This is a genomic window from Halomonas sp. NYA30, assembly GCF_976980765.1.
In genome coordinates this window covers 4,471,435-4,493,997 of sequence record NZ_OZ334477.1, presented here as the reverse complement: position 1 = coordinate 4,493,997, position 22,563 = coordinate 4,471,435, and the positions used below count along the sequence as shown (strand labels likewise).

General features: G+C 53.8%; 22 protein-coding genes. 14 read left to right on the top strand and 8 right to left on the bottom strand.

Annotated elements, in window-relative coordinates:
- Nucleotides 1-28 precede the first annotated feature (28 nt).
- From uvrD to ACWI0H_RS20845, 3 genes are all read left to right on the top strand, one after another.
- Entirely contained in the window at nt 29-2,227 is a 2,199-nt protein-coding gene (gene uvrD, locus ACWI0H_RS20855) for a DNA helicase II (protein ID WP_485874435.1), read from the top strand.
- 55 nt (nt 2,228-2,282) lie between these two features.
- Nucleotides 2,283-2,762, top strand: a complete 480-nt coding sequence (locus ACWI0H_RS20850; protein ID WP_008956469.1) for a phosphate-starvation-inducible PsiE family protein — start codon at nt 2,283-2,285, stop codon at nt 2,760-2,762.
- A 105-nt stretch (nt 2,763-2,867) separates the two neighbouring features.
- On the top strand, nt 2,868-3,962 hold the full coding sequence (locus ACWI0H_RS20845) for a TRAP transporter substrate-binding protein (protein WP_101146918.1): 1,095 nt from the start codon (nt 2,868-2,870) through the stop codon (nt 3,960-3,962).
- 95 nt (nt 3,963-4,057) lie between these two features.
- On the opposite strand, the gene ACWI0H_RS20840 is transcribed toward ACWI0H_RS20845, so the two are convergent.
- The gene (locus tag ACWI0H_RS20840; RefSeq protein WP_008956467.1) at nt 4,058-4,474 is read right to left on the bottom strand and encodes an acyl-CoA thioesterase; all 417 of its coding nucleotides are present in this window, start codon (nt 4,472-4,474) and stop codon (nt 4,058-4,060) included.
- A gap of 196 nt (nt 4,475-4,670) precedes the next feature.
- Here ACWI0H_RS20840 and ACWI0H_RS20835 point away from each other — a divergent pair, with 196 nt between their 5' ends.
- The 7 genes from ACWI0H_RS20835 to ACWI0H_RS20805 all read left to right on the top strand — a co-directional run bounded on the left by ACWI0H_RS20835 (nt 4,671) and on the right by ACWI0H_RS20805 (nt 11,235).
- Nucleotides 4,671-5,567: a PstS family phosphate ABC transporter substrate-binding protein gene (locus ACWI0H_RS20835; RefSeq protein WP_485874434.1), complete on the top strand. Its 897-nt coding sequence runs from the start codon at nt 4,671-4,673 to the stop codon at nt 5,565-5,567.
- A gap of 161 nt (nt 5,568-5,728) precedes the next feature.
- Nucleotides 5,729-6,847 carry an ABC transporter permease subunit gene (locus ACWI0H_RS20830; RefSeq protein WP_485874433.1) on the top strand — a complete coding sequence of 373 codons (1,119 nt, stop codon included), beginning with the start codon at nt 5,729-5,731 and terminating at the stop codon, nt 6,845-6,847.
- Nucleotides 6,844-8,268: a phosphate ABC transporter permease PstA gene (pstA, locus tag ACWI0H_RS20825; protein WP_485874432.1), complete on the top strand. Its 1,425-nt coding sequence runs from the start codon at nt 6,844-6,846 to the stop codon at nt 8,266-8,268. The genes ACWI0H_RS20830 and pstA overlap by 4 nt, the downstream gene beginning before the upstream one ends.
- Nucleotides 8,262-9,077: a phosphate ABC transporter ATP-binding protein PstB gene (gene pstB / locus ACWI0H_RS20820; protein ID WP_485874431.1), complete on the top strand. Its 816-nt coding sequence runs from the start codon at nt 8,262-8,264 to the stop codon at nt 9,075-9,077. Before pstA ends, pstB begins: the two co-directional genes overlap by 7 nt.
- A 31-nt stretch (nt 9,078-9,108) precedes the next feature.
- Complete coding sequence (gene phoU / locus ACWI0H_RS20815; RefSeq protein ID WP_008956462.1) at nt 9,109-9,834, top strand: phosphate signaling complex protein PhoU; 726 nt, start codon at nt 9,109-9,111, stop codon at nt 9,832-9,834.
- Nucleotides 9,835-9,913: 79 nt separating this feature from the next.
- Nucleotides 9,914-10,657: a sulfate transporter CysZ gene (gene cysZ, locus ACWI0H_RS20810; RefSeq protein ID WP_485874430.1), complete on the top strand. Its 744-nt coding sequence runs from the start codon at nt 9,914-9,916 to the stop codon at nt 10,655-10,657.
- 86 nt (nt 10,658-10,743) lie between these two features.
- Nucleotides 10,744-11,235, top strand: a complete 492-nt coding sequence (locus tag ACWI0H_RS20805) for a copper chaperone PCu(A)C (protein ID WP_485874429.1) — start codon at nt 10,744-10,746, stop codon at nt 11,233-11,235.
- A gap of 81 nt (nt 11,236-11,316) precedes the next feature.
- Here ACWI0H_RS20805 and ACWI0H_RS20800 read toward each other — a convergent pair whose 3' ends face one another.
- The 7 genes from ACWI0H_RS20800 to ACWI0H_RS20770 form a co-directional block, all read right to left on the bottom strand.
- Nucleotides 11,317-11,646, bottom strand: a complete 330-nt coding sequence (locus ACWI0H_RS20800; protein ID WP_008956459.1) for a hypothetical protein — start codon at nt 11,644-11,646, stop codon at nt 11,317-11,319.
- A gap of 710 nt (nt 11,647-12,356) precedes the next feature.
- The gene (locus ACWI0H_RS20795) at nt 12,357-12,659 is read right to left on the bottom strand and encodes a hypothetical protein (protein ID WP_485874428.1); all 303 of its coding nucleotides are present in this window, start codon (nt 12,657-12,659) and stop codon (nt 12,357-12,359) included.
- 722 nt (nt 12,660-13,381) lie between these two features.
- On the bottom strand, nt 13,382-13,696 hold the full coding sequence (locus ACWI0H_RS20790; RefSeq protein ID WP_035586473.1) for a hypothetical protein: 315 nt from the start codon (nt 13,694-13,696) through the stop codon (nt 13,382-13,384).
- 311 nt (nt 13,697-14,007) lie between these two features.
- Nucleotides 14,008-15,294, bottom strand: coding sequence for a phosphate regulon sensor histidine kinase PhoR (gene phoR / locus ACWI0H_RS20785; RefSeq protein WP_485874427.1), 1,287 nt, complete (start codon nt 15,292-15,294; stop codon nt 14,008-14,010).
- Between the two features lie 2 nt (nt 15,295-15,296).
- Nucleotides 15,297-15,986, bottom strand: coding sequence for a phosphate regulon transcriptional regulator PhoB (gene phoB / locus ACWI0H_RS20780; protein ID WP_008957133.1), 690 nt, complete (start codon nt 15,984-15,986; stop codon nt 15,297-15,299).
- Between the two features lie 106 nt (nt 15,987-16,092).
- Nucleotides 16,093-16,986 (bottom strand): 4-hydroxybenzoate octaprenyltransferase, encoded by an 894-nt coding sequence (ubiA, locus tag ACWI0H_RS20775; protein WP_485874426.1) that lies wholly within the window; start codon nt 16,984-16,986, stop codon nt 16,093-16,095.
- A gap of 35 nt (nt 16,987-17,021) precedes the next feature.
- Entirely contained in the window at nt 17,022-17,585 is a 564-nt protein-coding gene (locus ACWI0H_RS20770) for a chorismate--pyruvate lyase family protein (protein WP_485874425.1), read from the bottom strand.
- Between the two features lie 86 nt (nt 17,586-17,671).
- On the opposite strand from ACWI0H_RS20770, the gene ACWI0H_RS20765 reads away from it, so the two are divergent.
- The 4 genes from ACWI0H_RS20765 to yccS all read left to right on the top strand — a co-directional run bounded on the left by ACWI0H_RS20765 (nt 17,672) and on the right by yccS (nt 22,201).
- Nucleotides 17,672-18,907, top strand: coding sequence for an NAD(P)/FAD-dependent oxidoreductase (locus ACWI0H_RS20765; protein ID WP_485874424.1), 1,236 nt, complete (start codon nt 17,672-17,674; stop codon nt 18,905-18,907).
- A gap of 126 nt (nt 18,908-19,033) precedes the next feature.
- On the top strand, nt 19,034-19,306 hold the full coding sequence (locus tag ACWI0H_RS20760) for an HU family DNA-binding protein (protein ID WP_007112276.1): 273 nt from the start codon (nt 19,034-19,036) through the stop codon (nt 19,304-19,306).
- Nucleotides 19,306-19,662 carry a hypothetical protein gene (locus ACWI0H_RS20755; RefSeq protein ID WP_008957129.1) on the top strand — a complete coding sequence of 119 codons (357 nt, stop codon included), beginning with the start codon at nt 19,306-19,308 and terminating at the stop codon, nt 19,660-19,662. Before ACWI0H_RS20760 ends, ACWI0H_RS20755 begins: the two co-directional genes overlap by 1 nt.
- A gap of 334 nt (nt 19,663-19,996) precedes the next feature.
- On the top strand, nt 19,997-22,201 hold the full coding sequence (yccS, locus tag ACWI0H_RS20750; RefSeq protein ID WP_485874423.1) for a YccS family putative transporter: 2,205 nt from the start codon (nt 19,997-19,999) through the stop codon (nt 22,199-22,201).
- The last annotated feature ends 362 nt before the right edge of the window (nt 22,202-22,563 follow it).

Below are 22,563 nucleotides of genomic sequence, written 5' to 3'. Positions count from 1 at the left end.
CCTATTTTTTGATCCGGCAGCGGCTACTATGGACGACGTCACGGCGATTCTCGATCAGCTCAACTCCGCCCAGCGCGAAGCAGTGAGCGCCCCCCAAGGTAACCTGTTGGTGCTCGCGGGCGCAGGCTCCGGCAAAACCCGCGTGCTGGTGCATCGCATCGCCTGGCTGATGCAGGCCGAAGGGTTGTCTCCCTACGCGCTGCTGGCGGTCACCTTTACCAATAAAGCCGCCAAAGAGATGCGTACGCGGCTTGAGACGCTGCTGAGCCTCTCGCTGCGCCACGTCTGGGTGGGCACCTTTCACTCCATTGCCCACCGCCTGCTGCGCACCCACTGGCAGGACGCTCGGCTGCCGCAGCACTTCCAGATTATCGATTCCGACGATCAGCTACGCCTAGTCAAACGGCTGCTGAAAGATTACTCGATCGACGCCGAACGCTATCCGCCGCGCCAGGTGCAGGGGTTTATTTCCGGCTGCAAAGAAGAAGGGCTGCGCCCGCATCAGGTCAACGTCGATGGCGATGCCTACATGGGGCAAATGGTCGAGCTCTACGAGCGTTACCAGCTCACCTGCGAGCGCGGCGGCCTGGTCGATTTCGGTGAACTGCTGCTGCGAAGCCTGGAGTTACTGCGCGATAACCCAGTACTGTTAAAACACTACCAAGAGCGCTTTGGCCACGTACTGGTTGATGAGTTTCAAGATACCAATACCCTGCAATACGCCTGGCTAAAACTGCTCACCGGCATGAAGACACCGATGACCGCCGTCGGTGATGACGATCAGTCGATCTACGGCTGGCGCGGCGCCAAAGTGGAAAATATCAGCCGCTTTGAGCAGGAGTTTCCGCAAACCCATACCGTGCGCCTAGAGCAGAACTATCGTTCCACCAGCGCGATTCTGGAAGCCGCCAATACGCTGATCAGCCACAACAGCGAGCGGATGGGTAAAAACCTGTGGACTGATGGCATCGAAGGCGAGCCGATCTCGATCTACGCCGGGTTTAACGACCTGGAAGAAGCGCGTTATATCGTTGATACCATCAAAGAGAAGGTCGACGAAGGCTTTAACCGCCGGGATATCGCGATTCTCTACCGCTCCAATGCCCAGTCGCGGCTGCTGGAAGAGACCCTGATTCGCCAAGGCATGCCCTACCGTATTTACGGTGGCCACCGTTTTTATGAACGCTTAGAAATCAAAAATGCCTTGGCTTACCTTCGCCTGATGCTCAACCGCGATGACGATGCCTCCCTTGAGCGGGTCATTAACGTCCCCACTCGTGGCATCGGCACGCGCACGGTCGAGATTGTCCGCCTGCGTGCCCGTGAACAAGGTATTCAGCTGTGGCAGGCACTCCACGATGCGATTAACGACGGCACCTTGAAAGGCCGCGCTGCCAATGCCGTGCAAACCTTCGCCAACCTGATCGAGCAGCTCGATAACGACGCCTCCGGCATGGCACTGCACGAGATTATCGATCACGTTACCGTTCATACGGGGTTAATCGAGCATCACAAAAGTGAACGCGGCGAGAAAGGCCAGGCCCGCGTCGAAAATTTGGAAGAGCTGGTCACTGCTGCCCGCGCCTTTACCCAAGGCGATGTCTTTGAAGCCCCTGAAGCGGGCGAAGGCATGGCCGCACTGGAAGCATTTCTCTCTGAAGCCGCCCTTAACGCTGGCGACCATGAAGCTGAAGAGTTCGAAGACAGTGTGCAGTTAATGACGTTGCACTCCGCCAAAGGCCTGGAGTTTCCCGTGGTGTTCATTGCCGGGGTCGAGGAGGGACTTTTCCCGCACAAGATGTCCCTGGAAGAGCCGGGCAGGCTCGAAGAGGAGCGCCGGCTGTGTTACGTCGGCGTCACTCGCGCCATGCAGAAGCTCTACCTGACCCACGCAGAAACACGCCGTCTGCACGGCAAAGAAGTGTTTCCACGCCCCTCACGCTTCTTGCGCGAGCTACCGCCACACCTGCTGGAAGAAGTCCGCCTGCGCGGGCATATTTCACGCCCAGTGACCGCGTCGCGCACTTCCTTTGCTCAGCAAAGCGTTGAGAGCAGCGGCGATCTGCCCAGCCTGCACGTCGGCCAGGGGGTTGAGCATCCGGTATTCGGCGAAGGCATTATTCTCAACGCGGAAGGCGAAGGTGCCCGCGCCCGTGTACAGGTCAGCTTTGAAGGCGAAGGGGTAAAATGGCTGGTACTTGGCTTTGCTAAGCTGACGCCGCTATAGCGATCTGTTCACTTACGTCCCATTGAATGCGCCCAGGCGCCAAGTAGAGGTCATTATGAAACAGCGCTTAAAACGCCTATTTCCAGAAGTGAGTAACGGCTGGCAGGCACTCAGCGGCTACCAGCGTTTTGAACGCTTAGTATCGATGGTACTGACCCTCGCCATCGGCGGCGCTGTGCTGGTCGCCATGTATTATCTGGTCATTCATGTGGTACAGCTGCTGTTTATTCAAAGCCGCGACCCCTTTGACTACCGCGTGTTTCAAGCCTTGTTCGACATGATTCTTACCGTCTTGATTGCCATGGAGTTCAACAACTCCATTATCCGCACAATGACCAGCGGGAAAGGCTTCATTCACGTTGAAATCGTCGTGCTGATTGCCATTATGGCGCTGGTGCGCAAGTTTATGGTGCTGGATATGGAAGTCATCGACCCTTGGCAAATTGGTGCGCTATCGGTCGCGGTCTTGGCGTTAGGCGGTTGCTATTGGCTGGTGCGCCACGGCAACAGTATGAAAGACGCAGCGGATGATTAGTCAGAAGGCTTGCGAGCTAAATTCGCTATAAAGCATACTAACAAGCAGACACGGCGCACTTAGCGCCCTATAAAAACAGATAATGACTTTTGGAGTTTTGCTCACATGCAACGCCGTAACTTCCTCAAAACCGTTGGCCTAGGCGCTGCGGGTGTCGCTGCCGCCCCCTTCGTAACTACCTCTAGCGTACGCGCTCAAGAGACCTATACCTGGGACATGGTCACCTCGTGGCCGAAAAACTTTCCCGCCCTGGGTACCGGTGCGAATGATTTTGCCCGCCGGGTCGAGCAGCTTTCCAACGGCCGTATGCAGATTCGCGTCCATGGCGCGGGTGAGCTGGTTCCCGCGCTTGAAGTATTCGACGCCGTGGCGGCGGGAACCGCTGAGATGGGTCACTCTGCGTCCTACTACTGGCGCGGCAAAGTGGCTGCTTCACAATTTTTCACCGCTGTACCGTTCGGCATGACCACCACCGAAATGAATGCCTGGTTGTACCATGGTGACGGCCAAGAGCTGTGGGACGAAATCTACGCCAATCACAACCTGAAACCCTTTGCTGTCGGTAACACCGGCACGCAAATGGCGGGCTGGTTCAAGAAAGAGATCAACTCGCTAGACGATATGCAGGGGCTGAAATTACGCCTGCCAGGCCTCGCGGGTGAAGCCATGAACGGCATCGGTGTCAGCACCGTCAACATACCGGGATCCGAAATTTTTACCTCGCTGCAAACTGGCGCTCTGGATGCCGCTGACTGGGTGGGGCCGTATAACGATTTGGCGTTCGGTCTGCATCAGGTTGCTGATTACTACTACACGTCGGCTTGGAACGAGCCCTCAGCGGTACTGGAAGGCACGATCAACCTGGATGCCTGGAACGCGCTGCCGGAAGACCTGCAGGACGTCATTCGCGAAGCCGCACGTGCATCTAACCTAGCGATGATCAGCGAATTCGCCTTCCGCAACGCCCAGGCACTAGAAGCATTGGTCGATGAGCATGGCGTTCAGCTGCGCACCTTCCCTGAAGACGTGATGGCAGCGCTTTACACCTCCTCCCAGGATGCCATCCAGCGCCAAATCGAGGACGATGAAGAGTCCCGCCGCGTGTATGAATCTTACTCGGCGTTTCAGAAACTACTGCGTCCGTTTAGCGACGTGGGTGAATACGCCTATCTCAAGAACCGCGACAACGTAGGTGCCTGATTATCCAGTCAGGTAAGCAGCAAGTACGGCAAAGGGCGCACTGAGCGCCCTTTTGCTATTTAAGGGGGGAACATTGAAGGGGTTGATAAGAAGGGCTATTCGCTGTGTACCGCTCGGATCCGTCCGTTATCGTCTAATGCGACCATTACAAAACGCGCCTCTGTCACCTTTTGACGCTCTTCAATCCGTTGCCCATGGGGCGGGCGTACCCATACTTCCACATCAATTTTGATTGAGCTATGACCGATCTCTTGTACCTGGGTGTAGACACTGACCATTGAGCCGACGCGCACCGGGCTTAAAAAATCCATGGCTTCAATCGCCACGGTGGCCGTTCGCCCACCCGCTTCGCGGCAGGCTGCAAGCTCAGCTGCCTGGTCCATTTGATTGACTAGCCAACCACCGGGTATATCACCATAAAGATTGGTATCTTGGCGGGAAGCCAGTAATTTTAAAGTAAGCTGCCCTTGAGGGGCCGGTACGTCATCCAAATCGGTTTCCAGAAGAGTCATGGGTTCGTCGCTTAGTCAGTTTATTGTTGTAAACGTTGCAGTAAGGCACATTGCCAAGGGGCGTTGCTGCGTCGCAACACAAGTGAATGGATTCAGTTAACCATAAGAGGACGCTTGTTTGAATACTCCAGTGCATACTCTTTCATCTCATAGAAGCTACCTTTTATCGCTACGGCACACCTCAGGTTGCTGGGTGATGATGGCCCTGCTGCTGGTGACGCCACCTACTTGGGGGCAATCACTGCCGATAACCGGCACGTTAGGTGCCGTCGGTTCTGACACCATGGCTGGGCTCATGCTGCGCTGGGGCGAAACACTGACTTCCCGCTACCCAGAGGTAAAGCTGCAATTTCAAGCCAGCGGCTCGGCCAGCGCCCCAACCGCGCTAATGGCAGGTACCACCCGGCTGGGGCCGATGTCGCGGCCGATGAGCACTGAAGAGCGTAATAATTTCATTGACCGCTACGGCTACCCGCCGCTGGAGTTAAAGGTTGCCCGAGACGCGCTGATTGTGGTCGTCCATCGCCATAACCCGCTGCGCGCGCTCACCCGCCAGCAGGTCGATGCGATTTTCTCGACCTCGCGTGCCTGCGGTGCCGAGGCGCCGATACGGCGCTGGGAGCAACTTCCGGCAACCCGTGAGTGGTCATTTGGCAGTATTGCGTTACATGGGCGCAACCTTGCCTCCGGCACTCACGGGCTATTTCAAGAACGGGCGCTGTGCGGCGGCCTCTTTCGCAACGATATTAGCGAACACCCCGGCTCATCGGCCGTCGTCGCTGCAGTCGGCGAGTCTGCCAATGCAATGGGATACGCCGGGTTTAACCACCTAACGCCGGCCGTGCGCGCAGTAAGCCTTTATGACGATGACGGCATCGCCATACCGCCCGATGAAGCAGCGATACAGAGCGGTGATTATCCTCTGTCGCGCTACCTGTACCTCTACGTGAACCTGCCGCCCGGGGCAACCTTACCGCCGGCCGAGCAGGCTCTACTGACGTTGATAATGTCCGATGAAGGCCAGCAAATTGCACGCGCATCCGGTTTTGTCCCCTTAACCCCAAGCGTCCTTGACGCGCAGCAAAGGTGGTAAGCCGCTGTCATCTAATTGACACATAATCGTCTTAGAATAGGAAGTCATTCTATGCACCGTTTTCACTATAAGCTCTCTTCACGACTCACTCTTTCAATACATGCTGGTCAGTACTGTGATCACCCCGGTTTTGCCATGCCTAGTTTTGTCATGATAGCGACATGACCCCACCTCGGTTAACCTCTTCTCGGCAGCCATTGCGCTTGCTTCAGGATCGTGTGGCCACCGGGTTAATCACCGCTGGTGGTGTCGGGGTGCTGCTGGCGATTCTCGCTATCGGCGTTTTTCTGATATGGGAAACGCTGCCACTACTGGCGATTGGAGAGAGCTTGGCCCTGGCCAAGCTCTCTCCGCTGGCGTGGGGCACCCTTAAAGCCGCGCTGGCCGCGCTACTGTTTGCGATTCCCGTCGCCTTAGGGGCGGCAATCTACTCTGCGTTGTTTATGTCAGCGCGCTTGCGTGCGCGTATCAAGCCCGCGCTCGAAATGATGGAGGCTATTCCCGGCGTGGTGGTGGGCTTTATTGCCGGGCTCATTTTGGCACCGTGGGTAGAGCGACACCTAGCCAGCGCTTTGGTACTGATAATCTGGCTACCTCTCAGTGCCGGGCTAGCGGGCTTGCTCTGGCAACTGGTCAAAGCCCGCCTGCAGCGCCGTTTGCCGCTCTCCTGGGCAGGCCTCTGGCTAATACCGTGGCTTGCTCTGATGGTGGCGATAGCGCTATGGCTTGCGCCGTGGATGGAGCAGCTGTGGCTGGGCGGGGATCTGCGTCAGTTGCTCGACCAGCGCTTTGGGATGGATTACGCCACCCGCAATGCCCTGATTGTCGGTCTGGCGATGGGGTTTGCCGTTATCCCCAGCATCTACTCATTGGCAGAAGATGCCCTTGCCGATGTGCCTTCGACCCTGATAGAGGGCGCCCAGGCGCTTGGCGCCAGCCGTTGGCAGGCGCTGTGGAAGGTGGCACTGGCGGCGGCGGGACCAGGTATTTTCTCGGCGGTGATGATCGGCGCAGGCCGTGCAGTGGGCGAAACCATGATTGTACTGATGGCCAGTGGCAACACCGCGCTGTTTAGCACCAGCCCCTTTGAAGGTATGCGCTCCATGGCCGCGGCTATTGCCATCGAGCTACCTGAAGCGTCCCCCGGCGGCCAAACCTATCATCTGCTGATTTTTGCCGCGTTGGTGCTGTTTATCTTCACGTTCCTGGTTAACACCCTAGCCGAGGTTGTCCGCCAGCGCCTGCGCCGCCGTTATCGCCAGATGGGAGGCACTTCATGAAAGCTGGCACGGTCAACACCGCCTCTCGCCGCCCTCGTTTTAACTGGCTGAATGACTTATGGCCTTGGCTATGCGCGGCCAGCGTAGCGCTATCCTTGCTGATGCTGGGTGCTCTACTGGCGCTATTGTTAGTGCGCGGGCTTGGACATTTCTGGCCCGCGACGCTTGAAGAGGTCACTCTGCGTTCGGGTGACACCTTTGCTGGCCATGCCGTGCGCGAGGTCGAGCTCCCCCAGCAAGCGGGAGATGAACGGCTGTACTTTACCGGCAATCAGGACATTGAGGGCGCCCGCTGGCGCTGGGTGGCGATTGATGAGATTGCCGAACGCGCGCAGCCAGCTGACTTGATTCGCCTGGAGCGAAGCCCCTGGGGGGATTTTATTGGCCGCTTGGTGGCCATTGAGCAAGACGACCAGCGCTGGGAGGGCGATGCTGCCTGGCAACGGTTAACGACTTTATTAGCGCTTCCCGCTAGCCAACGTCAAGAGAGCCAGCTGCTGCTCACCACCGTGGATGGCCAAACCTTGCGCCAACCGATGGCCAGTGTCGTCAGCGCTCAAGCCCCAAATGCGATGAGCTGGTTGCAGAAAACCCATGTCTGGGGCGATGGGGTCTGGCGGTTTCTCAGCGAAGGACCCCGGGCAGCCAATACCGACGGTGGCGTGTGGCCGGCGATATTTGGCACCGTGCTAATGGTGATTTTAATGTCCGTCATGGTCACGCCTTTTGGCGTGCTGGCCGCTATTTATCTTAATGAAATTGCCCACCAGGGGCGGCTGACGCGACTGGTGCGTATTGGCGTGCGCAATCTAGCGGGGGTGCCGTCCATCGTGTATGGCGTCTTCGGCTTGGGAGTGTTCGTTTACGGCATTGGCGGCTCGCTGGATGAGTGGTTTTTCAGCGATACATTGCCTTCGCCCACGTTTGGCACCGGCGGCCTGCTGTGGGCCTCGTTAACCCTCGCCCTGCTTACCCTACCCGTCGTAATTGTGGCAACCGAAGAGGGGCTCGCGCGGATTCCTGAGGCCCAGCGCGAAGGCGCCGTGGCGCTCGGGGCTACTCGCCTTGAGATGCTTACCCGCATCGTACTGCCCATGGCGGCACCGGCCATGCTGACAGGCGTTATTTTAGCGGTCGCCCGCGCGGCAGGCGAAGTGGCGCCACTGATGCTTGTCGGCGTTGCCAAGCTAGCGCCACAAATGCCCATTGATGGCGAATTTCCTTACCTACATTTAGAGCGCAAGTTCATGCACCTTGGCTATCATTTATTTGATACCGCCTTTCACGGCGAAGATGTGCAGGCCGCGATCCCGCTGGTTTACGCCACGGCGCTACTTTTAGTGTTGATTGTGCTAGTGCTTAATCTAACTGCCATATTTCTGCGTCATTATCTTAGGCGTCAACGGGGAAACGAATGCTAGCGCCTTTACATTCAGCCAATACCGCTCAGGTACCAGTGGCGCACTTTTCGTCCGAGCACAGCTGCCTGAGCATTGATCACTTAAGCCTCGCCTATGCGGGGAAAGCGGCGTTGCGCGACTTAACCCTCACTGTTCCGCGACATCGTGTGACGGCCTTCATTGGCCCGTCGGGATGCGGTAAGTCAACGCTGTTACGGGCAATTAATCGGCTGCACGATCTCAATGAGACAGTGACCCATAGTGGCAAAATCACGTTGGAAGGGCAGGACATTCACGACCCGCAAACGAACGTGACCGAGCTGCGGCGGCGAGTAGGAATGGTGTTTCAAACCCCCAATCCCTTCCCTATGTCGATCTATGAAAACGTGGCCTTTGGCCTGCGGTTACAGCAGCGCCTTCCCAAGCGCAAAAGGGACGATATTATTGAGTGGGCATTAACCTCCGCCGCGCTATGGGATGAAGTGAAAGACCGCCTGCACCGCTCCGCCTGGCAGCTTTCCGGTGGACAGCAGCAGCGCCTAGTCATCGCCCGCACCTTAGCAGTACAGCCCGATGTGCTGCTGCTTGATGAACCCGCGTCAGCGCTAGACCCGATTTCAACGCTCAAGATTGAGGAGTTGATCCGTAATCTAAAGTCGGAGCTAACGCTGGTACTGGTCACCCACAATATGCAACAAGCGGCGCGCGTATCGGACTACACCGCCTTTTTGCATCAAGGTGAGCTGGTTGAGTACGGGCCTACCGATCAGGTCTTCACCAACCCCCGTTTGCAACACACCGAAAACTACATCACCGGCCGCATTACCTAGGCCTTAGCGACTGAAACGTCAGGAGTGCTCCATGGATATTACTAGCGACTCTCACAGCCAGCATATCTCTCGCCAGTTCAACCAGGAGCTGGAAGAGCTAAAAACCCATCTGATGGCCATGGGCGGTCTGGTAGAGAAGCAAGTGCAGGATGCCGTCTTTGCGCTTCTGGAAGGCGACACCCGCCTAGCCGAACAAGTGCGCGACAATGATCGTCAGGTCAACGATCTGCAGCTGCAAATCGACGACGAATGCACCCGGGTACTGGCGCGGCGACAGCCTGCAGCGTCCGACCTACGCCTGGTGCTCGCCGTTATCCGCGCCACCTCTGATCTTGAGCGAATCGGCGATGAGGCCAGCAAAATCGCCCGTAACGCCCTGCTGCTGAGTGAAAGTACCAGCACCATTCGTGGTTTGGTAGAAGTGCGCCACATCAGCGAGCATGTGCGCAAAATGCTGCGCGATGCGCTCACCGCCTTTGCCCGCTTTGACACCGACCTTGCGATGCAAGTAGTGCGTGAAGACGAGCTGGTTGACGATGAGTACAGCAGCGCAATGCGTTCACTAATGACGTTTATGATGGAAGACTCACGCTCGATTACCTCCGTACTCAGCATCATGTGGGTATTGCGCGCTCTAGAGCGCGTGGGCGACCACGCTGACAATCTTGCTGAGTACGTGGTTTATCTTGTTAAAGGGCTGGATATCCGCCACAGCGACCCCGACAACCTGGACCCGCAAGTGCTAAAAAAGTCTTGACCTGAAAGGGGTTTCCTCCTGCAATACGTCCAGGCCGCCTAGCTGCCTGGACGTTTGAATCACAAGGAGTTCCCCCAACATGCTGGATGCTGTCACTGCGCTTAGCCGAGGTACACGCTGCGTGTATCAGTCAGGTATGCGCCGCTATGTTTTTCTGCCTATTTTAGTCAACCTGATTGTTTACGTCAGCATGTTCAGCTTCGTGCTCAACCGCTTCGGTGGTTGGCTAGATCATTGGATGAACATGGTGCCAACCTGGCTTGATTGGCTCTCCTGGCTTATCTGGCCTCTTTTCGTGATTAGCCTGTTAGTAGTGGTGTTTTTTACCTTCACGCTGGTGACCAGCCTGATCGCCGCGCCTTTTTACGGTTTTTTGGCCGCTAAAGTCGAAACCCAAATGACTGGCCGTGAACCGATTGATGACCGCAACCTTACTAAAACAGCCATTGATGCCATTGTCCGCGAATTTGTTAAGCTCGCCTATATTTTGCCCCGTGCCGCCGGTCTGTTTGTGCTTAGCTGGATCCCAGGGCTGAACTTAGTATCCCCCCTGCTGTGGGCGCTATTCTCCGCCTGGATCATGGCCATTACTTATCTAGACTACCCAATGGATAACAATAAGGTGACGTTTGCCGATATGCGCCAACGGCTCTCGAAACGCTGGTGGCAAAGCTTAAGCTTTGGGGGATTAGTCACGCTCATCACCTGGATTCCGCTGGCCAATCTCTTTCTGATTCCCGGCGCCGTAGCGGGTGCCGTACTGCTCTGGGATGATCACTACAGAGATGTGCATGGAGATGCCCGTGGCATCGCGCCGCAGTAGCGCTTATTACTTATGCTCGGCTACTTTGCTACTTTTACGTTTTAAATCGCTCTCCTGCATTCAATCAACAATAAAGGAATAAACGTATGTTCAAACCCATCGCTTGGCTGGGTGTGTGTTTAGTCAGCACTCTCTCTATGGTGGCGTCAGTAGCGATAGCTCACGACGTACAAACAAACACAATGCGTATCGCACACCCCTTTGCCATACCGACCCCTCCGGGTGCGGCCAATGGGGCCGCCTATGTGGATATCACCGCCTTTTCAGACCCGGTTACCTTGATTGGCGCAAGCAGCCCTGCAAGCAAAAAAGTGGAGCTTCACGATATGCGAATGGACGGCGACATGATGCGGATGCGTCATGTGGGCGAGCTTCTTATTGAGGCTGGGGAAACATACACCATGCGTCCTGGCGGTGGCTTTCACTTAATGCTGATTGGGTTAAGCGAACCATTGACAGAAGGTGACCGATTTCCCATCACGCTAACCTTTGCTGAACAAGGTGATGTGGACATTGAGGTCTGGGTACAAAGCGCCCAGGAAGGTAGTGAAGCCGCGGATGGGTATCACCACCACTGAAAACTATTTTGTGATTGAGATAAACTACAAAGCCCCGCTTAAGCGGGGCTTTGTATGTTAGCCGCTACATTCGAATACTCATTACCAGTCAGTGCTATCACCCTCTTCCCGAGTCAAGTCTTCCGGGCTGATATTGGCCCCACGGGGGTTGCTCCCGTTGCTCTCAGGTGCATCCGATGCCCTGCTAGAGGGAGAAAAATCAAGGCTATCACCATCATCACGCGTTAAGTCACGGGTAGCAGGTTGCCGGGTATTGCCAGAAGACGTACGTGGTTTATCGATCACATCCTGCCCAGCTGAGCGATCTTTGTTCAGTTCAATGGATGAGTGCGCCATTGCCAATGGGCTAGCGATTAAGCCAAAGGAAATACCTGCAACTGCTGCTTTTTTACCCATTTCTTTCAACAACATGACGTTCTCCTGATTATCACCAAATACCACTCATGATTCATAAGAGCGGCTATTACTTCTTTACTGTTACAAGTGCTTGTTAGGCCTTGTATGAAAACTGCCCACGTTCGACGAACTATTCGTACAAGCCCTCTACTTGTTGCTACCAAAGCACGCATCGTACCAAAACAATAAATTAAAATATTAATTTATAAAAAACCAATAGCTTGAAAAAACACACAATTAAAACTCTCGCAATCTATTTTTGTCAAAAATACTTGTGCAATAATTGCGTATGTGACTCCTGTTACAGAAGCAACTGAAGCAACTGAAGCAACTGAAGCACACAGCACACAGCACACAGCACAACAAGTTACGAAAATTTGTTCACTGTAACGGCATTCATACTGCGTGAAGCAGCAGGGAGAGACAATATCTACCACAACAGCACGTAGTATCTTGAAGCGGATAACCGAAAACAAATTTCGATATACCAGAAAAGCTAGACCCCGCATAAGCGGGGTCTAAGGACACAATATCTGGACAATAACTAACGCTAGCTTCCTTTCCTTTTGCGGGACTCCAGCCTTGGAATTTAACCCTGACCAGCGTTTTGATTGTCGTTTGATTCATTCCTTGAATCGACCTATATCCCTATCGGTGTGACACGCTTCTGCGTGGTTAACTCACACCTCAATCGTAATACATTCCTGCTTAATTGCAAACTTTTGTTACCAAACGTTTCCATCGCCTACGTCATGCGTCAAATCTTTAGCGGTATATTCTGCTTGAACACTAGTACGATGGGATTCTGCCTTAATAACATTAGGACGATCACCTTCGTCGTACATTAAATCAGATGGGGTAAAATCTGCTTGATCATGTGTGCGCTGTGATTGAGCCTGAATTGGTTCATCATTAACAGACAGATCTTGATTAGCTTTGATGGAAAAATTTGCGAATGCAACTGGGCTCGCCAGCAAACCGAATGCAAGTCCTACAACAGCTGATTTTTTAACAAGAACGTTAAACATAGTTAATTACTCCAAATGACTGCTTAATACCGCTGAAGTGAAGAAAGAAGGGCCTGCTGGCTTGCTTCTCTCTGCGGTGACCTCACTGCCCTGATAAAGCACATACAGTGCCAACTTCTACTAAATTTAATAAAATTAAACAAAAACAATTACTTATTTATTATTGTTTGCGCACAATATTAAGCCACTAAAAACAAAATCGCGCAAAATACATGTGCACAAATGACACATGCGCAAAATTGTCTGTGCCTTTATGGCACACTTATCCTCAAACGCTAATGTTAGAAATTACTTTTAAAGCTAACCTCATCGCGCCGGTCTACGTTATCGAGTAATAGACTACTCATGGATGAAAGGGGCGAGAATAGCTCCCGATATGCACTCAAAAAGGTAGGTAGGTAGGTAGGTAGGTAGGTAGGTAGGTAGGTAGGTAGGTAGGTAGGTAGGTAGGTAAAAATAGCGAAATGCCCACAAAAAGCAGGCAGAAAAAAATTAGACCCCGACTGGCGGGGTCCGATATCAGAATAGACTATAGGTAATAACTAACGTTAGCTTCCACTCCTTGTGCGGGACTCCAACCTTGGAATTAACCCTGACTAACGTTTGATTTCCTAGTGATTCATCCTTGAACCTGAAAAGCATCCTTGCCTTTATAACATCCTGTCAATCACCCTTTCATCCGTTGAAAGGACATTCTTTGATATCTAAATGATAATTAACAATTAGCTACCGCTGTTTTCTTCTACAAGCTCATCGTCGTCATACTCAGCATCATCTGAGTGACCGCTTGACTGAGGATCCATGTCGCTGGCTTCATCACCTTCGTCATGGGTTAAATCATTAGTCATGTCTTTGGTATTATGACCGTCTGAACTATCAGTGCCTTGGGGATCCATTGGTTGCTCTTCAGCTGTAATTCCCTGATTTTCATCAATAGCTGAATTTTCATCTGTTTGAGCAAATGCTAACGGGCTTGCCATCAAACCAAAAGATACACCTAAAATGCCAGCTTTCTTGAGTAAATCCTTGGACATCATATTCCACCTCCGATCGCTGTTTATTACCGCTTGGTTAAGAAAGAAGGGCTTATTATAAAAGCCAGCATTTCCTGCGGTCGTCTTCCTTATCTTTAACAATGCAGCGGGCATGCCAAAAACCAAAAAAATATAATTAATAGCATATAAATCAATGATTTATTTAAATACAACCAAACTCTAGCACTTTGTTAAAATAGAAATATCAAGCTTAAAAGCTGTGTAAAAATGGCACATGAGTAAACTCTTACCAACCTTACATGCCAATATTGCACACCTTTACAGGTATGGTGCGAGAGGTCGCTTACGGAGCCCTATACAAGACGTGAAGCGGGAAATGAGCAGCGAAAAAGCGCCCCTTTACCAGGGTGGGATTCAATCTGTAATTGCGCATCGTGGCGTAATAGTACGTGCTTAACGATCGCCAAGCCTAAGCCAGTGCCGCCAGTTGCGGTGCTACGGCCTTTATCGACACGGTAAAAACGTTCGGTTAGTCGGGGAATATGGACGGGATCAATGCCTTCACCATTGTCTTCCACATCAATACAGCCGCCGCCAGTCGCGCTAGCTTTCCAGCGTAAGGTGATGTGGCTACCTGCTGGCGTATAGCGAACGGCATTGAAGGCGAGGTTAGAGATGGCGCTACGAATCTCCTGTTCACTACCCAGCAGGCGTGCATCGCTTTCAAGCGCGACAGTAATGGTATGACGCTGATTCGACAGCGCCAGCGCATCATCACAAATGCTTTGTAGCAAAGGCCCTAGCGACAGCGGATGGTGATCTTTCCCACCCTGGTCGATTTCCAACCGGGAGAGCAGCAATAGATCATTGACCAGATTTTGCATTCGCTGCGTCTGTTCCTGCATCTGGTTGATGCTTTTACCCAAACGCGGAGGCAACTGGTCAGCAATATCGCTGTAGGTTTCCAGATAGCCGGAAAGGACGGTTAGCGGCGTGCGCAGCTCGTGAGAGACGTTGGCAACAAAGTCGCGCCGCATCTGTTCCAGGCGGTGCAAGCGCGTGATATCCCGAGCCATTACCAGCCGTTCATCGTCGCCGTACAGGGTAATTTGATACTGCAGGATTCGACGCTCATCAATCGGCGACGTCAGCGTTAGCGGCTCGCCATACTCTCGCGCGTTAAAGTAGCGGATGAAGCTTGGCTCACGCAGTAGGTTGGTAATGTGCTGACCACGATCATGGGCAGTTTGTAGCCCCAGCATGTTCGTTGCAGCGCTGTTCCACCACTCCAGATCACCGTGGCGGTCGAGCATGACCACACTGTCGCGCATCGCTTCAGACGACTCTTGAATACGGGCCAAGGTAGCGCGCAGCCGACTTTGCGTTATACGCTGGCTTTTCTGATAGCGGTATAAACGATCAAACAATTCACCCCACATACCGTGAGCGGCAGGAGGCTCATCGTGAGGATGTAGGGTTAGCCATAAATAAAGTTTGCGTAGCTGCCGCAAGTGATAAAACAGACATACTGCAAGCCCTGCCGCAAGCCCTAGCCCTGCTGAGCCCAATAACCAGCCTAAGCAAGTACCCAGTGTGGCCAGCCACGCTAGACGCCACAGTTCACGGCTCCATAGGCGCACATTTACACCCGTGCAGAGAAACGGTATCCGGTACCCCGAACCGTTTGAATCAGGTTTTGATGCACATCGCCCAGCGCTTTTCGTAAGCGGCGAATATGCACATCGACCGTACGCTCTTCGACATACACATTGCCACCCCATACTTGGTCAAGCAATTGGCTACGTGTGTAAGCGCGCTCTTGATGGGTCATAAAAAACTGCAGAAGACGATACTCGGTCGGTCCCATTTCCAACGCTTTGCCGTGAGCGCTTACCCGGTGGCTTACCGGATCAAGCAGCAGGCCATTAATCTCAATCGGATCTTCAACGCCACGCGGCGTCGCGCGGCGCAGCACTGCTTTTAACCGTGCCACCAATTCGCGGGGCGAAAAGGGCTTGGTGATATAGTCATCGGCACCGGCTTCAAGCCCTTGGATTTTATTATCCTCTTCGCCTTTAGCGGTGAGCATAATAATGGGGATCTCGGCGGTGGCTTCTTCGCGCTTCAACCGCCTAGCCAGTTCAATACCGCTAGTGCCGGGCATCATCCAGTCAAGCAGCAATAAATCAGGTTGGTGGTCAACCACCATGGCATGAGCATCCTGGGCGTTATCTGCTTCGAGCACACGGTAGTCAGCCATTTCCAGCGCTACCGCGATCATCTCGCGAATCGACGATTCATCATCGACAATCAGAACGGTTTTGGCGGTCATACCAGAGCCTCACGGTGTGCAAAAAAGCCAGTTCAAAGAAAACAGTTCAATGACATGTCAGTGACGATAACACCATGACTTGATGACAGTTACATGACAATGGCAGTTACTGACCCACCGCAGGCCACCAACTTAGCGCAATACCAGCAAAAAGCAGCAGCCCCGACCAGTGATTATTCAGAAACGCCTGGAAACAGGGATCTCGCTCCTGATAACGAATTAAGCGCTGTTGATGCAGGAAAGTCGCCGCCATTGCAGCGAGCCCTAGCCAAAAGAACCCACCTAACCCGACCCGCCAGCCTACCCATGCCAGCAACCCCAGGGTGGCTACCTGAAGTAGGCCGATTATCAGGCGATCCGCGTCGCCAAACAGCACGGCTGTCGATTTAATGCCAATTTTTAAATCATCGTCGCGATCGACCATGGCATATTGCGTGTCGTACGCCACCGTCCATAGCACGTTTGCACAGAAAAGCAGCCACGCTTCCAACGGCACATGGCCCAGCACGGCGCCAAAGGCCATTGGAATTGCCCATGAGAATGCCGCCCCCAGCACCACCTGGGGAAAGTGGGTATAACGCTTCATGAACGGGTAAATAACCGCCAGAAATACCCCACCCAGCGAGAGCAGAACCGTAAACCAATTAGTCAGTAACACCAGAATAAACGCTGCGGCCACCAAACCAATAAACAGCAATTGAGCCTCGGTTTCGCTGATTCGACCTGTGGCGAGCGGGCGATGCTTAGTACGTTTCACATGGCCATCGAAATGGCGATCAGCATAATCGTTCACCACGCAGCCAGCCGCGCGCATGACGTAAACACCGGCCACAAAAATCAGCAGCACATCACGGCCGGGTACCCCTTCAGCGGCAATCCACAGCGCCCAAAGCGTCGGCCACATCAACAGCCAAGTGCCAATGGGTCGATCCAAACGCATCAGCTGTATAAAATCTGCCACGCGAGCCCATCCCTTCGGCCGCAACAGTGAACGATCCATGCTTACCTCACGAAAAATAAGATGCAGGCGCTAGCCTAGCGCGATGGCAGATCAAGGTCATCCGCCATCGCACGCAAAAAATACTCCTGCACCAATAACGACAGCCCGCCGTGATAAAACACCGAGCGTCGGCCCCAGGTACAGTCACTTTCGATACCGTTCATACAAGCAAATAAGGGGGGATGGGAGGTGGCCTCAAGCGGCCCGCGAATTAAACCTGGCTGACGAAATAACCAACTGCCTAGCGAGCGCTCACCTAACCCTTCCAAACGCTGGCCCTTTAACTGCGTGAGCGGGGCGACGGAGCGCGCCACCACCCACGGTGTATTATCTAAACATAGCGCTACTTCACGCAGCCATGCGTAGCGTTTGGGAGCAATGCCCAACGCCCGTGCCTCATCCTCTCGCGGCCAGCCTACGCCCTGGCGTAGCAGTCGAACGCGAAACTGCTTTTCACCTCCTGCGACTATTAAACGGGCGGTTAATGAGTCGGTTGAGGCAACCCACTGCCACCAGGAAGTACTCATGGCAGGTCGCGCCGCACTAACAGGTCGCCAGCGCGAAAAGTGAGGAGTTTGCCGAAAAGCTGCAGGCGTCATCAAGTTCTCCAGGGCAATAAACGGGTCGGCTAGTGTAACATGCAGCACTAACAGGCTTTTGTTTCAGCGACTTTTTTGGTGTCTGCATGCCCCCCTCACAACCAGAGCTCTCTTCATCCCACGCTGCGCTGGTCATTATTGGCACGGGAATGGCCGGGATTGGCTTAGCCCGCGCACTGCGCCGTCTCGGTGATCAGCGGTCAATCACGTTGATTAGTGCTGACAGCGGTGACGATTACAGCAAACCGTTACTCTCCACCGGCTTCGCTAAAGGCCTAGCGCCCGACAAACTGGCCCAGCGAAACGCTGCCGAGCTGGGCGATGAGTTAAACGCACGCATCATTACCCACACCCCCGTGGCGGCACTAGATGTGGATAACCGGACACTTCTTCTCGACGTTGGACAAGTGCCCAACTATAAAAAACTAAGCTCTGAAAAACTTAGCTCTGAAAAACTAAGCTACGACACACTGGTACTAGCCACCGGCGCTGCGCCCAAAGTGCCACTCAGCATCGATCCCAGCGTAGCCCCACGCTGCTTCACCATTAACGACCTAGACGACTACCGACGCTTTCATCAGGCGTTAGGCCAAGGCCCAGCAAGGGTGGCGATTGTTGGCGCCGGGCTGGTCGGCTGTGAATTTACAAATGATCTGCACGCCGGAGGTCATCACGTCAGCGTCATAGCGCCTGAAGCTACGCTACTGCCCCGCCTGCTGCCCGCGCCACTGGGTAACGCCCTGGGCGATGCCTTCAATGAGGCAGGCATCCGGCTCTGCTTAGGCTGCACGATAGATTCACTAGCACCCAGCAGCGGTGACGACATCGTATTACGGTTGGATAACGGCGAAGCTATCAGCGCCGATCTCGTACTAATGGCAACTGGCCTAACGCCGCGTACGGCGCTTGCCGAAGCCGCGGGTCTTAGCGTCTCGCCGAGCGGCATACAAGTTGACCGCCAACTGCGCACTTCACACCCCGATATTTACGCCCTGGGCGATGTCGCCTGCGTCGATGGCGTTAATGCAATGTACGTGCAGCCGTTGCAAGCGAGCGCCAAGGCATTGGCGGCAACGCTTGCGGGCACTCCCACGTCGGTCAGCTTTGGCGCTTGGCCAATAGTCGTTAAAACCCCTCTGCTGCCAGTGGTCGCCTACCCGCCAACCACCCCACCTGAACGCTGGCGAATTGAAGGCGAAGGTGGTGATATCAGTGCGCTAGCCGAAAATAAAGACGGACGTTTGATTGGTTTTGCGTTGACAGGGGGCTGCGTGAGAAGGAAAGTGGAGCTTTCCAGAGCAGCACCTACGCTGCTAGGCTGATTTTCGTTGCGTTCACGACTAGGCTAGAGAACAAACCTAGTGCTGTTGACGCGCCCAATAACCTGTATTTGCTTTACGCTCGATTCTTTAACAAAAGTTCGATTGTTTAATAAAGGGAGATTTCTTATGCGCAAACCAGAACTCGCTGCTGCCATCGCTGAAAGTGCCGACCTGTCAAAAGATAAAGCAGGCCAAGTACTGAACGTTATTTTGGATGAAATCACTAACAGCGTTGCTAAGGGCGAAGATGTCGCTCTGATCGGCTTCGGTACCTTTACGGTACGTGAGCGCGCAGCACGCACCGGTAAAAACCCACAAACCGGTGCCCCACTACAAATTCCGGCCAGCAAAAATGTTGCCTTTAAGCCAGGTAAAGGACTTAAGGACGCCGTTTCCTAATGAAGCTCAAGCTGACGCTGTGGCTGCTGGGCATATTGCTCAAACGTGCCCTGCGCCGCAAGCCGCGCTTTCGTGAACAGTTAGAACGCATGCGCGGCCTGGACTGGGGAATTGCCACGGAAGATCTAAGTATAGCCCGCCACTACCGTATGACGCCGAAAGGCATCAGCACCGGTAAAGGGCTGCCCGTCGACTTAGACCTTGAACTGCGTTTCCGAGACCAAGCCACCGCGTTAAAAGTGCTCAAAAAGCCAACTCAGCAGGCCTTTCTTGACGGCATGATGAGTGGCAACGTGCGTTTAGTGGGCGACTCCGCCGATATGAACAAGCTGCAGAAGCTGCTCAAGTATTTGTAGCGCGATGACCCCCGCAGCAAAGTGCTGCTGCTGGGGTCTTTGCTCGCCACCTACACGTTCACGGCTACCTCGGCCCTCCTGCCAGCGCTAAAAATGCCGCCTCACAGCCCAACCAACTCGCCGCCACACCCGCTAACACTAAGAGTCGCCGAACATAACAGCCAATAGCCGCTCTTGTGTGAGTTATTGCCTTAATGGAACAGCATCAGCCCTACGATCTCGACTGATAAAAATTTAATAGCGACTTTATATGCTCAAACGTTGAGAGCCGAGGTAGCGACATCTAGCCCTGACGCATTTATACTAAAGTCTAACATCCCTTATAAGAGCCTCTATGCCCATTTCTTTACCGCTACGGCGCCTTTGGACGCTGGATAAATTCGCCTACAGCCTGCGCGTGTTTATAGCCTTCAGCGGTGCGCTGCTGTTTAGCGGTTTAATGGGCGATGTAGCGCTAGTTATTCCATTGTTTCTGGGCATTATCGCCTGCGCGCTGTCGGAAACTGACGACAGCTGGCAAGGCCGTTTTCAAGCCCTGCTGGTCACGCTGGTGTGTTTTACGTCGGCGTCTTTTATTGTCCAGTGGCTGTTTCCCTGGCCGTGGCTGTTTGTGGTTGGCCTGGGCGTTTCAACCTTCACTCTGATTATGCTCGGCGCCATTGGGCAGCGTTACGCCACCATTGCCTCGGGCACGCTGATACTCTCGATCTACTCGATGATCAACATCGAGCAGCACGGCGGCGTGGATGAGGACGTGGCTGCACGCCAACTGCTGTTGTTGGCTGGGGCCGTCTGGTACGGATTAATCTCGGTGGTGTGGTGCGCGCTGTTTTCGCGCCAGCCGGTGAAGCAAAGCATGGCGCGGGTGTACAAAGCGCTGGGCGAGTTTTTGATTCTGAAATCGGCGCTGTTTGAGCCGGTGCGGGGTGTAGACGTGGAAGCCCGCCGGGTAGCGCTAGCGCGCCAAAATGGCAAAGTCGTCGATGCCCTTAATCAAGCCAAAGAGATGATTTTTAGGCGGCTTGAAGGCCAGCGCGGTGACCGCAAGCTCAACCGCTACCTGCGTATTTACTTTATTGCCCAGGATATTCACGAACGGGCTAGCTCCACCCACTACCCCTACAGCGCGCTCAGCAAAGCATTTTTCCACCACGATGTACTATTTCGCTGCCAGCGGCTGCTGGATCAGCAGGGGCGCTCCTGCCGCCAACTGGCGAAATCGCTGCTGCTCAACCGGCCGTTTGACCACCAGCAGAGCGAAGAGGCGCTGGCCGATTTACACGCTTCAATAGAGAACTTACGCGACCGAGGTAAGCCCGAGTGGCGCCCGCTGCTTTATCCATTAAGCGCGCTAGCAGAGAACCTGGCCACGTTGGAAACCCAGCTTGCCAGTGCCCATAACCCTGGTGTCAGCGATGATCGTCGCGATAGCTCACTGTATGACCGCTCGCCCTCCAGCGTGCTGGAAGCGTGGAAGCGGGTGCGCCTGAATTTTACCCTTGGCTCGCCCACCTTTCGCCATGCGGTGCGGCTCTCGATTGCGTTAATGACTGGCTACGGGGTCCTGCAATGGATCGATCCCGAACAGGGTTTCTGGATTCTGCTCACCACCCTATTTGTTTGCCGGCCCAACTTTGCCACCACACGGCGTTTTTTGTCCCAACGGATAATGGGCACGGTACTTGGCTTGGTAGTGGGCTGGGCGTCGATCAGCCTCTTTCCGCACCCGCTGGTACAGAGCATGATCGCCGTGGCCGCTGGGGTGGCGTTCTTCGCTAATCGCGAAAAACACTACGTGGTCGCCACCGCCTCGATCACCCTGCTGGTACTTTGCAGCTTTAACCAAGTGGGCGACGGCTATGACCTAATCTTACCCAGGTTATTCGATACCCTGATTGGTTCGCTGATCGCAGGCTTAGCGGTGTTTTTTATTTTGCCCGACTGGCATGGGCGCAGGCTTTACCGCGAGGCCGCCAACGCGCTGAATAACCACCGCCGCTACTTGGAAGAGATTATCCATCAGTACGAGGAAGGCAAGCAGGATGACTTGGCCTATCGCCTAGCCCGGCGCAATGCTCATAACGCTGACGCGGCACTCTCCACCCTGCTCACCAATATGCTCCACGAGCCGGGGCACTACCGGAAGCTGGATGCGGATAACGGGCTGCGTTTTCTAGTGCTCTCCAACACCCTGCTTAGCCACCTTTCAGCGCTAGGCGCCCACCGCCATCAGTTGGCAGACGATGAAGACGACGCCACGCTGGTGCCGGTAGCAAAACGCATTGGAGAGCTGTTGGGCCAGATCGCAGAACAGCTGAATAAACGCCAGCCGATAGAGGCGCTAGCGGATCAAGCCGCTGAACTGTTAGCCCAATTGGAAGGGCAGAACACCGCTATGGCGGATGAAAAAACCGTCACCCTTTATCGCCCTATTCAGAGCCAGCTCCGTCTTATTACAGAGCAGCTCGCCCCGCTAGGCGAGGCGGCAAATCGATTAGTGGGAAGCGAAGCGCCCACCGCCAGCAATACAGCGGCTTAAACCTGCCAATAGCGCTCACTGAAGCTTATAACCCACATTACTCTTTACTGCGCATCTCAACCCGCTCGTGCCCTCAATCTGCTTTTTGTAAGCTATATCTTAAAATTTCATAAGCTAAAGACTACACATGTAAGAAATTTCTTACCTGCTTGTTAGCCGACAACTTAAAAAAAGCATACAAAAAACCTTAATCTTCTGTTTTAAATTAAATTAATTGAAACGACACATAAAATAATTTTAGAAAAATTCTCAGCTAGTCATTTTTAGAAAATTTGATAGTCTTTTTATTGTAATTATTTTGAAAAATTTCACTATCATGCTAGCTATAAATAGACTTCATCAGATATAAGCTAGAGGTGAAT

Excerpts from the sequence above, each read along its gene's own strand:
- pstB (WP_485874431.1), top strand. The coding sequence starts at position 8,262 with ATGCTAGCGCCTTTACATTCAGCCAATACCGCTCAGGTACCAGTGGCG.
- ACWI0H_RS20835 (WP_485874434.1), top strand. The coding sequence starts at position 4,671 with ATGATGGCCCTGCTGCTGGTGACGCCACCTACTTGGGGGCAATCACTG.
- ubiA (WP_485874426.1), bottom strand. The coding sequence starts at position 16,986 with ATGGATCGTTCACTGTTGCGGCCGAAGGGATGGGCTCGCGTGGCAGAT.
- yccS (WP_485874423.1), top strand. The coding sequence starts at position 19,997 with ATGCCCATTTCTTTACCGCTACGGCGCCTTTGGACGCTGGATAAATTC.
- ACWI0H_RS20840 (WP_008956467.1), bottom strand. The coding sequence starts at position 4,474 with ATGACTCTTCTGGAAACCGATTTGGATGACGTACCGGCCCCTCAAGGG.
- ACWI0H_RS20850 (WP_008956469.1), top strand. The coding sequence starts at position 2,283 with ATGAAACAGCGCTTAAAACGCCTATTTCCAGAAGTGAGTAACGGCTGG.
- ACWI0H_RS20755 (WP_008957129.1), top strand. The coding sequence starts at position 19,306 with ATGAAGCTCAAGCTGACGCTGTGGCTGCTGGGCATATTGCTCAAACGT.
- ACWI0H_RS20790 (WP_035586473.1), bottom strand. The coding sequence starts at position 13,696 with ATGATGTCCAAGGATTTACTCAAGAAAGCTGGCATTTTAGGTGTATCT.
- ACWI0H_RS20805 (WP_485874429.1), top strand. The coding sequence starts at position 10,744 with ATGTTCAAACCCATCGCTTGGCTGGGTGTGTGTTTAGTCAGCACTCTC.
- uvrD (WP_485874435.1), top strand. The coding sequence starts at position 29 with ATGGACGACGTCACGGCGATTCTCGATCAGCTCAACTCCGCCCAGCGC.
- ACWI0H_RS20845 (WP_101146918.1), top strand. The coding sequence starts at position 2,868 with ATGCAACGCCGTAACTTCCTCAAAACCGTTGGCCTAGGCGCTGCGGGT.
- ACWI0H_RS20795 (WP_485874428.1), bottom strand. The coding sequence starts at position 12,659 with ATGTTTAACGTTCTTGTTAAAAAATCAGCTGTTGTAGGACTTGCATTC.
- ACWI0H_RS20770 (WP_485874425.1), bottom strand. The coding sequence starts at position 17,585 with ATGACGCCTGCAGCTTTTCGGCAAACTCCTCACTTTTCGCGCTGGCGA.
- ACWI0H_RS20830 (WP_485874433.1), top strand. The coding sequence starts at position 5,729 with ATGACCCCACCTCGGTTAACCTCTTCTCGGCAGCCATTGCGCTTGCTT.
- phoB (WP_008957133.1), bottom strand. The coding sequence starts at position 15,986 with ATGACCGCCAAAACCGTTCTGATTGTCGATGATGAATCGTCGATTCGC.
- ACWI0H_RS20765 (WP_485874424.1), top strand. The coding sequence starts at position 17,672 with ATGCCCCCCTCACAACCAGAGCTCTCTTCATCCCACGCTGCGCTGGTC.
- phoU (WP_008956462.1), top strand. The coding sequence starts at position 9,109 with ATGGATATTACTAGCGACTCTCACAGCCAGCATATCTCTCGCCAGTTC.
- ACWI0H_RS20760 (WP_007112276.1), top strand. The coding sequence starts at position 19,034 with ATGCGCAAACCAGAACTCGCTGCTGCCATCGCTGAAAGTGCCGACCTG.
- cysZ (WP_485874430.1), top strand. The coding sequence starts at position 9,914 with ATGCTGGATGCTGTCACTGCGCTTAGCCGAGGTACACGCTGCGTGTAT.
- ACWI0H_RS20800 (WP_008956459.1), bottom strand. The coding sequence starts at position 11,646 with ATGTTGTTGAAAGAAATGGGTAAAAAAGCAGCAGTTGCAGGTATTTCC.
- pstA (WP_485874432.1), top strand. The coding sequence starts at position 6,844 with ATGAAAGCTGGCACGGTCAACACCGCCTCTCGCCGCCCTCGTTTTAAC.